Source organism: Tenacibaculum aiptasiae, from assembly GCF_965221665.1.
Taxonomy (GTDB): domain Bacteria; phylum Bacteroidota; class Bacteroidia; order Flavobacteriales; family Flavobacteriaceae; genus Polaribacter; species Polaribacter aiptasiae.
The window spans coordinates 2,289,330-2,302,929 of record NZ_CBDCSN010000002.1; the positions used below are offsets into that span (position 1 = coordinate 2,289,330).

Below are 13,600 nucleotides of genomic sequence, written 5' to 3' on the forward strand. Positions count from 1 at the left end.
TAAAATAAAAAAAGCTCTCGATATCGAGAGCTTTAAAAATATGTTTTAAAAGATAAAAATTAAGCAAATAAGCTATCAATTTTTTCTTTTTCTTCTTGAGCTAAAGCAGCATCAACTAAAATACGTCCACTGTGCTCATCAATTGTAATTTTCTTACGATTAGCAATCTCTAACTGTACTTGTGGTGGAATTGTAAAGAAAGAACCTCCAGCAGCCCCACGCTCAATAGCAACAACTGCTAATCCGTTTCTTACTTTGCTTCTAATTCTTTTATAAGCAGTTAATAAGTGAGCATCGATAGACTGAGAATACTCTTCAGATTTTTCTTTTAATAATTGCTCTTCTTTTTCTGTTTCTTTTAAGATGGCATCAAGTTCCCCTTTCTTATGAGATAAGTGGTTTTCTTGTAGCTTTAATTTATCTTTAGTACCAGAAATAACCTCATTCTTTTGAGCTATTTTTGCTTTGTATTCTTTAATTCTTTTTTCAGATAATTGAATTTCTAATTCTTGATATTCAATTTCTTTAGATAAAGAATCGAACTCACGATTGTTACGAACGTTCTTTTGTTGTTCTTCGTACTTAGCAATTAATGACTTAGACTCGTCAATAGCTAATTTCTTGTTGCTAATTTCAGTTTCTAAATTCTTAACATCTTCAGCTAAATTAGTAAGTCTAGTATTCAATCCGGCAACTTCATCTTCTAAATCTTCAACTTCTAAAGGTAATTCACCACGAACGTTTCTGATTTCGTCAATTCTAGAATCGATTAACTGTAAATCGTATAAGGCTCTTAACTTTTCTTCTACCGTTACTTCTTTTTTTGCCATCTGTTATATATAGTGTATTGGATTTGTACTTTTTTCACTTAAAATAATTGCAAAAGTACTAAATTTTTTGCTAAGATAATCAATCAAAAGGTTTTTTGTAAACTGCTCACTTTCATAATGTCCAACATCGGCAAGTAATATTTTATTTTCCGCTTTAAAAAACTCATGATATTTAAAATCAGCACTAATATAAGCATCTGCTTTTGCTTTAATCGCATTTTTTATAGCAAAGCTACCTGAACCTCCTAAAACAGCTACTTTTTTAATAGACTTGTTTAACATAGACGAATGTCTAACACATCCAGTTTTAAACGTATCTTTAACAAAAAGTAAAAAATCTTTTTCATTCATTTCAGTTGGTAAATCACCAACCATTCCCATACCAATATTTTGATTTACATTATTTAAGGTAATTATTTCGTATGCAACTTCTTCATAAGGATGAGATTTAAAAAGAGCTTGTATAATTTGAGATTCTAAAAAGCTATTAAAAGTTACAGAAATACAGGTTTCTTCTTCAAAAATTTCTTCCCCTCTTTGCCCTACAGTTGGATTTGAGTTTTCATTACCTCTATAACTTCCTTGTCCTTGAAAGTTAAATGAACATTTATCATAATTACCAATATTTCCTGCTCCTGCCTTGAATAATTCTTCTCTTACTTGGTCAGCATTTCTAAGAGGAACATAGGTAGTCAACTTTTTAATTAATCCTTTTTTAGGAATTAAAGTTTTACAATTTTCTAAACCTAAAACTTCGCACATTTTAGCAGAAACCCCATTGTTTACATTATCTAAAGCAGTGTGGGTAGCATATATGGCAATATTATTTTGAATGGCTTTTAAAACTACTCTTTCTACATAATTATTGCCGTTAATTTTTTTCAATCCGCTAAAAACAATTGGATGAAAACTTACAATTAAATTGCAATTTTTAGCAATTGCTTCATCTACAGTTTCTTCTAAAGTATCTAAAGTAACTAATACACCTGTAACTTCAGTGGAATAGTCACCTATTAATAAACCTACATTATCAAAATCCTCGGCATAAGCCAAAGGAGCTAATTCTTCAATGTAGTTTGTAATGTCTTTTATTTGCATAATATAAAATATCTTGAATCAAAGTTAAGATTTTTATTACTTTTGATACAATGAAGTTACTTCGATTTTTATTATTTCCGTTTGCAATTTTATACGATATAATTACCTCAATACGTAATTGGTTTTTTGATATTGGGATTTTAAAATCTACCTCATTTAACATACCTGTTATAGCAGTGGGAAACTTAAGTGTTGGAGGAACTGGGAAATCTCCTCAGATTGAATATTTAATAAGGTTGTTAAAAAACGATTTTAAGATAGCTACTTTAAGTAGAGGTTATAAAAGAAAAACTAAAGGTTTTCAAATTTTAAAAACTAATCATACAGCAGCTGATGTTGGAGATGAACCATTACAGTTTTTTAAAAAGTTTGGAAAAGAAATTATAGTAGCTGTAGACGCAGATAGAACTAATGGAATTCAACAATTATTAAAAAATGATACTCCGCCAGAAATAGTTTTATTGGATGATGCTTACCAACATAGAAAAGTAAAGGCGAGTACTTATGTGTTATTAACCAAGTATAGCGATTTATTTGTTGATGATTTTATATTACCAACGGGAAATTTGAGAGAAAGTAGAAGAGGTAGTAAAAGAGCACAAGCAATTGTAGTAACAAAATGTCCTGAAAATTTGTCAAAAGATGAACAAAATAAAATTAAACAAAGAATTAAGTTAAGAGAAAATCAACAACTGTTTTTTACAAGTATTTCTTATGATGAAGAATTAAAAGGTAAAGGAATAGAGCTTACAATTTCTGATTTAAAAAGTAAGGAAGTTTTGTTAGTAACTGGGATAGCAAATCCTACTTCTTTATTAAGTTATCTTTCAGCAGAAGGAATAAAATATAAACATTTGAAATATCCAGATCATTATGAATTTACAGAGAATGATATTTTAAAAATAGAAAATGAGTTTAAAGGAGTAAATTCTAATGATAAAATTCTTTTAACTACAGAAAAGGACTATATGCGATTAGAGAATAAGCTAGAAGACGTATCTTATATTTCAATAAAAAGTGAATTTATACCGAGAAATGAAGAGTTTAATGAGTTTATTCTTAATGAAATAAAAAAAACGAAGCTTTAACAGCTTCGTTTTTATTTTGCTTAAAGTTTGCTTTTAACTTCTGCGCTAATTTGTTTAATATCTTGTTCGTCTTTTCGGGGGCAAATTAAAATAACATCATCTTTTTCTACTATGATAAAATCGTTTAGTCCTTGAACAACCACTTTTTTACCATTTTGAGTTCTAACCATATTTCCATTAGCATCTCTAAAAATAGTTTTTGAGCCTACAATAGCATTTTGTTGCGAATCTTTCCCTAGTTTATTATAAAGAGATCCCCAAGTACCTAAATCATTCCATCCAAAATCAACAGGTAATACATGAACGTTTTTAGCTCTTTCCATTACACCAAAATCAATTGAAATGTTTTCACATTTCTCGTAATTACTTTTAATGAAATCGTCTTCAAAATCTGTGTTATATACATTGTTACCGTCATCTAAAGTAGTAACCATGTTAGGAAGGTGTTCTTTAAAAGCATTTAAAATACTTTTTGCAGACCAAACAAAAATTCCAGCATTCCATAGATAATCACCACTAGCTAAAAATTCCTTAGCTTTTTCTAAATTTGGTTTCTCAGTAAAGTTTTTTACTTTTTTTATAGTGTTAGAATTCTCTTCGAAATTAATGTATCCATAACCAGTATTTGGAGAATCTGGTTGAATACCTAAAGTCATTAAAATATCACTATTTGCAGAAGCTTCAAATGATGTTTCAATATTATTTAAAAACTCAGTTTCGTTTTCAATCCAGTGATCAGAAGGAGCAACCAACATAAGAGCATCTGGATTTTGATTGTAAATTTTTAAAGTAGCATATAAAATACAAGGAGCTGTATTTCGCATTGCAGGTTCTAACAATAATTGTTTTTTAGAAGTTTTAGGTAGTTGTTCAAGTACTAAAGCTTCGTAACGTTCATTGGTTGCAATTAATATGTTTTCTGAAGGGATTAATTGATTTATTCTATTATAAGTACGTTGAATTAAAGATTCTCCAGTACCTAACATATCATGAAATTGTTTAGGATACTCTTGTGTGCTTACTGGCCAAAATCGAGAGCCAATACCGCCAGCCATGACTACTGCGTAATAATTGTTATTCATGTTTAAAGCTATTTTTTTATAATTAGTACTTCTGCATTCTGATTAAATAAATATACTCGTTTGTTTGTTAAATTTAAGCATTCATATCGAGTTCTCCGCTTATTTCCTCTTTTATATAATGTATTTTTAAATTGAAAGATACTATCGAAAGGTATTTCAAAAATAAAACTCTTACCAGTTTCGGCTTTTCCTCCTCGTAAAGCTAATGATAATTGAGGGTCGGTATCAGTACTTGCTTTTGGATTTTTAAAGTAATTAGCTAAAAAAGGAAGCATTTCTTTAGGATAAATCTCAGGTTGTAAAAAAGGAAGCATTAAATGTTGAAAAATCATCTTCCATTCTTTGCCATGAGCTTGAACTCTGCCAAATTTTTTATGAACAACATGATGCGCAATTTCATGAACTAAGGTTAACAAAAACTGATATTTGTTTAGGTTGTTGTTTACAGTTATTTGAGTTTGTCCATTAGGAAAAGTTCTAAAATCACCATGCTTAGTTTGCCGTTGATTAACAATCTTGAGGTTAATTTTATGTTCGTTAATTAGATATATAACTAACGGAACTGCTTTTTCTGGAATATATTTTATAAGGGTGTTATGCAAAGATAAATGTCTTTTTTATGGAGTAGAACTAGAAACTTGTAATACTTTACCGTTATAAAATTTATTACCGGTTAAAGAAAAATCAAAGATATAATTAGCCATTTCTTTTGCAGATAATGGAGCGATATATCCAGGGAAAGCTTCTTCTAACATTTCTGTTTGAACTGCTCCTAAGGCTAATACATTAAAAGCAATTTGTTCTTCTTTATATTCTTCGGCTAATAATTCAGATAAAGTTATTACTGCACCTTTTGCAGAACTGTATGCAGCAAGTCCAGGGAACTTCATACTTCCTTGAATTCCTCCCATAGAACTTACCGTAATTACATGACTTCCTTTTTCCATAAAAGGAAGAACATTCTTTGTTAATTCAGCAACAGCAAAAACATTTACTTTGTACACTTCTTCAAAATCAGAAGTAGTTAATTCGCTAAAAGGTTTATTGATTAATTTTCCTGCATTATTAATCAAGATATCTACTTTTTTCCAGTCAGACTTTACAAAGTCTATAGCCTTTTTTATGTCGTCAGAATTTGATAAATCAACAGAAAGGGTAGTTATATTTTGATGGTTTATAGTATCTAGTGGGGTAGTGTTTCTTGATAAAGCTAATACTTTATGTCCTTTATTAGCAGATTGTTGAGCTAGTTCAAAGCCAATTCCTCTACTAGTTCCAGTAATTATAATATGTTTCATTCAGTAAATAGAAAAATTAAAAGGCAAGCTACATAAAAAAACGTTACATTTATTGTCGAATCTTAATATTTTATCATGAAAAAAATCAGTTTATTCATTTTGCTAATTTGTATTATAACATCTGTAAAAGCACAAAATACATACATTTTATGTGGAAAAATTATTGATACAGAAAAAGGAATTATAAAAGAAAAGCAAACTTTGGTTGTAAACGGAAATAAAATAACAAAAGTTTTTGACGGATATATTTTACCACGTGATAAAACTTCAAAGACAATTGATTTAAAAGATAAAGTAGTACTTCCGGGATTAATAGATATGCATGTACATATAGAAAGTGAGCATAGTCCGAAAACAAGGTTGAATAGATATATTAAAAATGAAGCAGATATTGCCTTTAATTCAGTTGGTTTTGCTAAAACAACATTATTAAAAGGTTTTACTACTGTTCGCGATTTGGGAGGAACTGGAGTAAATATAGCTATAAGAAAAGCAATTAATGCTGGTAAAATACCAGGGCCAAGAGTGTTTACAGCAGGGAAAGCCTTAGCAACTACAGGAGGACACGCAGATCCTACCAATGGAAGTAGTAGGAGATTAATTGGAAACCCTGGGCCAAAAGAAGGAGTGGTAAATAGTGTTGAGGATGCAAAAAAAGCAGTGCGTCAACGTTATAAAAATGGTGCCGATTGTATTAAGATTACAGCTACAGGAGGGGTTCTTAGTGTAGCTAAAAGTGGTGATAATCCACAATTTACAGTTGAAGAAATAAAAGCTATCTGTGATATGGCAAAAGATTACGGAATGCATGTAGCTGCGCATGCACATGGAGATGAAGGAATGCAAAGAGCAATTATAGGAGGGGTTAAAACCATTGAGCACGGTACTTATATGAGTGATAAAACAATGGAGTTAATGAAAAAGCATAACGCTTATTTAGTTCCTACTATTACTGCAGGTAAAGAAGTAGAGGAAAAAGCTAAGGTAAAAGATTTCTATCCGGCAATAGTTGTACCTAAAGCCTTAGCAGTAGGGCCACAAATACAAGGAACTTTTGCAAAAGCTTATAAGAAAGGTGTAGGTATTGCTTTTGGTACCGATGCAGGTGTTTTTAAGCATGGAAATAATGCAAAAGAATTTGGTTACATGGTAGAGGCAGGAATGCCTGCAATGGAAGCTATTCAGTCAGCAACAATTACTAATGCCAAAATTTTAAAAATGGAGAATGAAATAGGACAATTAAAAAAAGGTTTTTTGGCTGATATCGTTGCTGTAAATGAAGATCCTACGAAAAATATTAATACAATGGAGAATGTTGTTTTTGTTATGAAAAATGGAAAAGTATACAAGAAAAAATAATTATAATAAAGAGTAACAAAAAACATGAATAAGCTACTAATAAGTAAAGATTAACTTAAAAGAGCTAAGTATGTTTACCAAACTTAATATCCAGAATAATTTAATAGTTTTTGGAATACCTTTATTGATGATTTTATCACTAGTAGCTGTGGTAAAATCATCTTTTTTTATACCAAGAATTTCACCTTTTGTTATTGTTGACTTTTTAATTACAATACCTCTAGTTTACTTCTTTTTAATAAGGAGGAAAGAAATATCAAATAAAACAACTATTACTGTTGCTTTTTTAGGTTTAGCTATAGCAAGTATAATTTTACCCAAAGAAAATCAAGAAATAATTGGGCAAATAAGAATGATTTTATTGCCCTTAGTAGAGGTTTTTTTAATAGGGTTTGTTATTGTAAAAGCAAGGAAGGTTATAAAAAAAGTAAAAAGTACTACTAATAATTCTCTTGACTTTTTCGATTCAATGCAGTTGGCATGTAATGAGATTTTACCTTATGGTTTAGGAAGTGTTTTTGCAGCTGAAATTTCAGTGGTGTACTATAGTTTGTTTAATTGGAGAAAGAAACAACTTCAAGAAAATGAATATAGTTATCATAAAAATAGCATGGCTGTAAGTGTAATATTAGGTTTTTTATTGGTAGTGGTGGTTGAAATGTTTGTAACTCATGCTATGATGGAACAAGGAAATGTAAAAGGTTCTTTCGTACTAGGAGCTTTAAGTGTGTATACAGCATTACAAGTAATAGCAATTTTACGTTCTTTAGCTAAAAGACCTATTTATATTGATACAGAAAAAGAACAATTAGTGCTAAGATTTGGTATTATTGCCAATGCAGTTATTCCTTTTAATGAGATAAAGGAAATAGAGGTGAGTACTAAAGATATTCCAGAAAAAAGTTTAATCAAATACTTTTCGCCATTGGGAAGTTCTGGAGGGCATAATGTAGTGATACATTTTAAAGAAAAAATAAAATTTAATAGTTTTTACGGCATCTCTAAAAGTGCAGTTTCTTTAGCCTTGTTTGTAGATAAACAAAATGATTTTAAACAAAAAATAGGACAACATATTACTTTTTAAAAAGTAATATGTTGGTAAGCTCCTATATCAGGATTTGTAGTTCTATTAACTCCTAAAATATCTTCAGAAATAGAAGAGGCTTTAGCCTTGTTAATAGCATCACTTTTTTCGCCAATAATAAAATCGTTCATGGAAGTATCTCTAAAGTAAGGATCGCCATTTAAAATATTATTTTGGTAATGACTAACGTCGTTAAAATTTAACTCATTATTGTTGGTGAAAGAATTATTGAAATCATTAAAATCAATCATTGAATTTTCAAAATTATAATTGAAAGTAGTTCCATTTATTCTGTCTAGTATTAGTTCAATATTATTATTACCACTAATAATACAATTAGTAAAATTAGCAGCTACTAAGTCTCTAGTTAATGTAATCTCGTTATTACTACCATCGGTAATTGTAATGTGATTATTAATTAACACAGTAGGTAACTGGCGTATGCTATTTCTCCAATAATTAGCAAAAGTAGAGTGTGTAAAGTTATAAGTTCCACCAAATGTACAAGCTAAGGATGATTGTCCAGAAGAACCAATTACAAGGTTTTCACCAAGAATGTTGGTGTCTCTTCCTAAAATACCATAGTTAGAGTTGTTATAAATCTCAGAGTTCTTAATAGATAAAGTAGGTGAGGTGTTTGAACCAATACTGTCTACAAGTATACCAACCACACCATTTTTGATTAAAGCATGATTGATTTCATTTTCTTTACTACCAGCACGCATCCATATGGTTCCCCATTGTCCTGGAATGTTACTAAAAGCATGTTCTAGTCTATCTCCTTCAAAAGAAACTTTTTTGTTTAGAGTTCCATTAACTTTTAAACTTCCTTTTTTATCAATAATTAATCCAGAGTTTTTATGGAAGTGAATTTTGGCTCCAGCATCAATTGTAAGCGTCTTATCAGCAGCAATTGCAGCATATCCATAAATAACATAAGGCTTTTCATCAGTAAAAGTTAATTCTGAATCTTTTAGAAAACGACCTTGTATTTTTGAATCTTTTCCATCAATAGTTAAGGTTTCAATTCCCATGCTATTTTTTGAAGGAAATATAAAGTTTGCATCTTGGACTAGAGTAACTAAATCAACATCTTGTTGATTGTTTCCATTATCAAATAATATTTTATCAGTATATAACGGGTTAGAAACTGTACTAAAATCTATAGTAGTTTCTACAAATACATAGATACTATCGTTTGCTAAAATATCAATATTACTGAAGTTTTTTCCTGCTATTCCATCAACATTTAAACGATAATTTGAAGATACTCCATTTTCTAGCTTAATTTCAGGAATGGTAATAGCTTTGTTACTTCTGTTATAAACTTTTAAGTTATAGGTTGCAGAACCTATATTAGTGAAAATTGTATCAAGAAAAACGGTGTCTTTAGAAAATTGAAGTTTACCAAAGTTAGGAACAGTGTCAAAATCTTTTCTACATGAACTAACTACAATTAAAATAATGATAGATAAAATTTGAAGGGTATATCTCATATGTAAAATGTGCTCAGGATTTTTTCAAAAAACTAAAGGTAAATATTTTATTGTTTAATTAACTCAATTTCAAATAATTTCCCCCAATGTTTTCCTGTAACATATAACTTATTGTTTTCTTTGTCGTAAGCAATACCGTTCAAAACTTCATCATTAGGCTCTAAAGTTTGGTCTTTAGCAACAATATCTCTTAACCCATTTAAATCAGCTACACCTTCAACAACACCAGTCTCTGGATTGATAATTACAATAGAATTTTGTTGCCATTTGTTTGCGTAAATTTTATTGTTAATTAATTCAATCTCATTTAAATTGTCAACAGGATATTTGTTTGTGTATACTTGAATACTTCTTTTTTCATTTTGGTTTTCAGGATTTAAAAACCAAATTTTATTAGTACCATCAGATTTTATTAATTCATTATTGTTATGAGTTAATCCCCATCCTTCATTACTATTATTATAATCAAACTCTCCAACTTGTTTAAAACTTTCTAAATCGTAAATAAAACCTTTACGAGCTTGCCATGTTAACCAATAAATTTTGTTATCGTAAATGGTCATTCCTTCTCCAAAGTACTTGTCGTTTAAATCTATTTTTTGAAGAACTTCTCCAGTTTTTATGTCTATTTTTCTTAAAGATGATTGACCTCTTCTTCCTGTAGTTTCATATAGAAAGCCATCTTTGTATTCTAAACCTTGAGTATATGCGCTCTTGTCGTGAGGAAAAGTATTTACAATTTTATAAGTATAAATAGCAGGAGCATCCTTTGCTAAAACTTCTATAGAACCTGTAACTTTTTTAGATTTTCCAGGGTAAAAAGCCAATGCAGTTACAGCATGCTTTCCAACACCAAAGTCGTTCGTGTTAATGGCTATGCTAGTTTCGTTTTTATTCACACGTTTTTGATCAACAAATAAATGAACAGAATCAATTTTTGCTCCTTTAGTTTGTTCAAATTTTATTGCTGCTTTTTTACCTAAAGTAGTTTTTTTAGAGGTATTTAGCTTAAATTTGTATCCAGTATCGCTACAAGAAGTCATTGTTATTACTGATAAAGCTAAAGCAAAGTATGTATAAATACGCATATTTTATAGTTTGATTTCTAATTTATTCGTTTTCACTACAAATTAAAACAATTTATTTGTTTGAAAATTAAAAAATATGGTTAAATTTGCAGCCTCAAACAGCTAAAAATATTTTTTAGTGTAAAACCTTACCAATTTTACAGTGTTTGACAAATAATTAAAACAATATTTAAAAGTCATTTAAGATGCAAAAAGGAATACATCCAGAAAATTATAGAATGGTAGCTTTTAAAGATATGTCGAATGGAGATGTATTTTTAACTCGTTCAACAGCTAACACTAAAGAAACTTTAGAAGTTGACGGAGTTGAGTATCCATTAATCAAATTAGAAATTTCAAGAACTTCTCACCCTTTCTATACAGGTAAGTCTAAGTTAGTTGATACTGCAGGACGTATTGACAAGTTCAAAAATAAATACGCGAAATTCAAAAAATAATTTCAAGTATATAAGATATACAAGAGCTCTAACAACTGTTAGAGCTTTTTTTATGTCAAAATTCTTGTATTTTAGCTACAAAACTAACAAAAATGAGAGATACTATTTTAACTGTGGTTATAGTAGTAAATGTATTATGTGGGGTATTGGTATACTTTATGCCCGATATGGGAAATTACATATTACTTACTATAGCTTCGGCAATTACCTTGCTAGCTATATATGATGCTTTTATTCAAAAAAAACACTCTTTAATGAGAGCATTTCCTGTAGTAGCACGTTTGCGTTGGGTGTTTGAAGAAGAACGTGAAAAAATTCAACAATATTTCATAGAAGATGATTTGAATGGAACACCTATTAACCGTGAAAAAAGAAGTATTGTATATCAACGAGCAAAAAAAGAAATAGAAACAGTACCTTTTGGAACACAACACAATGTATATGAGAAAGGATATGAGTTTGTGAAACATTCGTTATTCCCAAAAAATCATCATCATGTTAAGGGAGATAGAGTAGTTATTGGTTCTAATAAGTGTACTCAAAAATATAGTGCTTCGATTATAAATATTTCAGCAATGTCTTTTGGTTCTCTGAGTAAAAATGCAATTATGGCGTTAAATCAAGGGGCTAAAATGGGAAACTTTGCTCATAACACTGGTGAAGGAGGAATTTCTCCGTATCATTTACAAGGTGGAGATTTAATTTTTCAAGTTGGTACAGGGTATTTTGGAGCAGGAAAGAGTGTAGATGGAAAACGTGTTTTTGATGATGAGGTTTTTAAGAAGAATGCTATTAGACCAGAGGTAAAAATGATTGAGATTAAATTTTCTCAAGGTGCAAAACCAGGTCATGGAGGAATTTTGCCAGCAAAAAAGAATACTGAAGAAATAGCAAAGATTCGTTCGGTTGAGCCATTTACTCGTGTAGATTCTCCACCAAATCATGATGCATTTTCTAATTTTGAAGAAATGATTACGTTTATTCAAAGAGTAAGAGAATTAGCTGAAGGAAAACCAATTGGTATTAAGTTTTGTGTAGGAGATAATGAGGAGATTGAAGAAATGATTAAAGCATTTGCTGAAGCTAACAATTATCCTGATTTTATTGCTGTTGATGGAGGAGAAGGAGGAACAGGATCAGCGCCTTTAGAGTTTTCTAATTATGTTGGTACCCCCTTATTGGAAGGATTAGCGTTTGTGAATAAAATGTTGAAAAAGTATAAATTAAAAGAAGAGATAAAAATTATTGCTAGTGGTAAAGCAATTGATGCTTTTGATATTGTAAAGTACAAGAGTTTAGGAGCTGATGTTATTGGTATGGCTCGTAGTTTTATGTTGAGCTTAGGTTGTATACAAGCTAGAGAATGTAATTTAGACACTTGTCCTGTAGGTGTAGCAACACAAGATGAAGATTTAGTAGAGGCGTTGGTTGTAGGGGATAAAAATATTAGAGTTAAAAATTATCATTCAAAAACAATAGATGCAGTAAAAGAAGTAGTAGCTGCTATGGGGAAAGAAACAATTTCGGAAGTAGAAGCAAAACATATTTTTAGAAGAAATAAAGCAGGAGATATTACTTCGTTAGATAAAATATATTTCTCTTAAAAAAGATAATTAAAAAAGAAATTTATTGGAGTCAATAGTAGAGGTTAATTCAGTAAAATATGAATTAATACGTTACCCAAAAACATTTGATAAGTCGTTAAGAGCTTGGAGTAATGCTGAGCTTTTAGTGTTAGATTATATTACTGAAAAAGAATATGAAAATGTTCATTTATTTAATGATCGATTTGGGATTTGGAATTGTGCATTAAGTGATAAAAATCTAACAACAGTTTGGACTTATGCTAGTCAACAAAAAGCAATCGAACAGAATTTAAAGCTTAATAAATTATCTAAAAAGGGAGCTTATAAAACACCTTTAGATTCTTTAGAAAAAGTTGATTTAGCAATTATAAAAGTTCCAAAATCTATAGAGTTGTTTGAGTTATTCTTACAACAAATTCACAAAGCTTCAAAAGAAAATATTGAGGTGGTATGTGGATTTATGACCAAGTATTTCTCAGCTTCAATTTTAAAAATAGCAGAGAAATATTTCGATTCTATTGAGCAAACTAAAGCATGGAAAAAAGCTCGATTGTTGATTTTAAAGAATCCTAAAAGAAACATTGAGTACAAGGAATTGATTAATGAAATTGATTGGAAAGAAGATGTGTTAAAACAATATTATGGAGTATTTTCTTCAAAAAGTATTGATATTGGAACACAGTTCTTTTTAGAGAATTTAAATTTAAAAGCAGATGAATCAAAGGTGTTAGATGTTGCTTCAGGTAATGGAATTATAGCTTATGAAGTGGCTAAACAAAGTCCTGATGTTGAAGTAACATTAATGGATGATTTTAACTTGGCAATAGAATCATCAAAGTTAAATTTAAAAGACAAAAAAGCACATTTTATTTGCTCTGATACATTAAATGCTTTAGAAACAGGATCGTTTGATTTAGTAGTGTCAAATCCACCTTTTCATTTTGAGCATGAAAATAATATAGAAGTAGCTTTAAATCTTTTTAGAGGAGTACATAATTGTTTAAAAAGCAATGGGAGATTTGTGTTAGTAGCAAATTCACATTTAAATTATAGTACGCATTTAAACAGACTTTTTAAAAAGGTAACTATCTTGAAACAAAATAAGAAGTTTGATATTATAGAATGTATAAAAAAACGCTAAGAATTTTTCTTAG

General features: G+C 29.7%; 13 protein-coding genes. 6 read left to right on the forward strand and 7 right to left on the reverse strand.

Translation table 11 applies throughout. From position 1 onward, the window contains the following. Positions 1-59 precede the first annotated feature (59 nt). Together ACOQN8_RS10925 and ACOQN8_RS10930 are read right to left on the reverse strand one after the other, a co-directional pair. Entirely contained in the window at positions 60-830 is a 771-nt protein-coding gene (locus tag ACOQN8_RS10925; RefSeq protein WP_150900634.1) for a zinc ribbon domain-containing protein, read from the reverse strand. 3 nt (positions 831-833) lie between these two features. Then, positions 834-1,928, reverse strand: a complete 1,095-nt coding sequence (locus tag ACOQN8_RS10930) for a Nif3-like dinuclear metal center hexameric protein (RefSeq protein ID WP_420552692.1) — start codon at positions 1,926-1,928, stop codon at positions 834-836. Positions 1,929-1,978: 50 nt separating this feature from the next. Between ACOQN8_RS10930 and lpxK the strand changes: the two genes are divergently transcribed. Beyond that, positions 1,979-3,016 (forward strand): tetraacyldisaccharide 4'-kinase, encoded by a 1,038-nt coding sequence (lpxK, locus tag ACOQN8_RS10935; RefSeq protein WP_420552693.1) that lies wholly within the window; start codon positions 1,979-1,981, stop codon positions 3,014-3,016. Positions 3,017-3,036: 20 nt separating this feature from the next. On the opposite strand, the gene ACOQN8_RS10940 is transcribed toward lpxK, so the two are convergent. The 3 genes from ACOQN8_RS10940 to ACOQN8_RS10950 are packed head-to-tail and all read right to left on the reverse strand — an operon-like array spanning position 3,037 to position 5,396. Then, positions 3,037-4,098 (reverse strand): mannose-1-phosphate guanylyltransferase, encoded by a 1,062-nt coding sequence (locus ACOQN8_RS10940; protein ID WP_420552694.1) that lies wholly within the window; start codon positions 4,096-4,098, stop codon positions 3,037-3,039. Positions 4,099-4,106: 8 nt separating this feature from the next. After that, complete coding sequence (locus ACOQN8_RS10945; RefSeq protein WP_420552695.1) at positions 4,107-4,700, reverse strand: SprT-like domain-containing protein; 594 nt, start codon at positions 4,698-4,700, stop codon at positions 4,107-4,109. Between the two features lie 15 nt (positions 4,701-4,715). Beyond that, positions 4,716-5,396 (reverse strand): SDR family NAD(P)-dependent oxidoreductase, encoded by a 681-nt coding sequence (locus tag ACOQN8_RS10950; protein ID WP_420552696.1) that lies wholly within the window; start codon positions 5,394-5,396, stop codon positions 4,716-4,718. 75 nt (positions 5,397-5,471) lie between these two features. On the opposite strand from ACOQN8_RS10950, the gene ACOQN8_RS10955 reads away from it, so the two are divergent. Further along, positions 5,472-6,755: a metal-dependent hydrolase family protein gene (locus ACOQN8_RS10955; RefSeq protein WP_420552697.1), complete on the forward strand. Its 1,284-nt coding sequence runs from the start codon at positions 5,472-5,474 to the stop codon at positions 6,753-6,755. Between the two features lie 70 nt (positions 6,756-6,825). Continuing rightward, positions 6,826-7,839 carry a hypothetical protein gene (locus ACOQN8_RS10960; protein ID WP_420552698.1) on the forward strand — a complete coding sequence of 338 codons (1,014 nt, stop codon included), beginning with the start codon at positions 6,826-6,828 and terminating at the stop codon, positions 7,837-7,839. Here the strand turns inward: ACOQN8_RS10960 and ACOQN8_RS10965 are convergent. Together ACOQN8_RS10965 and ACOQN8_RS10970 are read right to left on the reverse strand one after the other, a co-directional pair. Further along, entirely contained in the window at positions 7,836-9,335 is a 1,500-nt protein-coding gene (locus ACOQN8_RS10965; protein ID WP_420552699.1) for a hypothetical protein, read from the reverse strand. The genes ACOQN8_RS10960 and ACOQN8_RS10965 overlap by 4 nt on opposite strands. Positions 9,336-9,382: 47 nt before the next feature. After that, positions 9,383-10,423, reverse strand: coding sequence for a glutaminyl-peptide cyclotransferase (locus ACOQN8_RS10970; protein WP_420552700.1), 1,041 nt, complete (start codon positions 10,421-10,423; stop codon positions 9,383-9,385). A gap of 185 nt (positions 10,424-10,608) precedes the next feature. Here ACOQN8_RS10970 and ACOQN8_RS10975 point away from each other — a divergent pair, with 185 nt between their 5' ends. From ACOQN8_RS10975 to ACOQN8_RS10985, 3 genes are all read left to right on the forward strand, one after another. Beyond that, positions 10,609-10,860, forward strand: coding sequence for a type B 50S ribosomal protein L31 (locus ACOQN8_RS10975; RefSeq protein WP_150900646.1), 252 nt, complete (start codon positions 10,609-10,611; stop codon positions 10,858-10,860). Between the two features lie 92 nt (positions 10,861-10,952). Further along, positions 10,953-12,464, forward strand: coding sequence for an FMN-binding glutamate synthase family protein (locus ACOQN8_RS10980; protein ID WP_150900647.1), 1,512 nt, complete (start codon positions 10,953-10,955; stop codon positions 12,462-12,464). Between the two features lie 25 nt (positions 12,465-12,489). Then, the gene (locus ACOQN8_RS10985) at positions 12,490-13,587 is read left to right on the forward strand and encodes a class I SAM-dependent methyltransferase (protein WP_420552701.1); all 1,098 of its coding nucleotides are present in this window, start codon (positions 12,490-12,492) and stop codon (positions 13,585-13,587) included. Positions 13,588-13,600 lie beyond the last annotated feature (13 nt).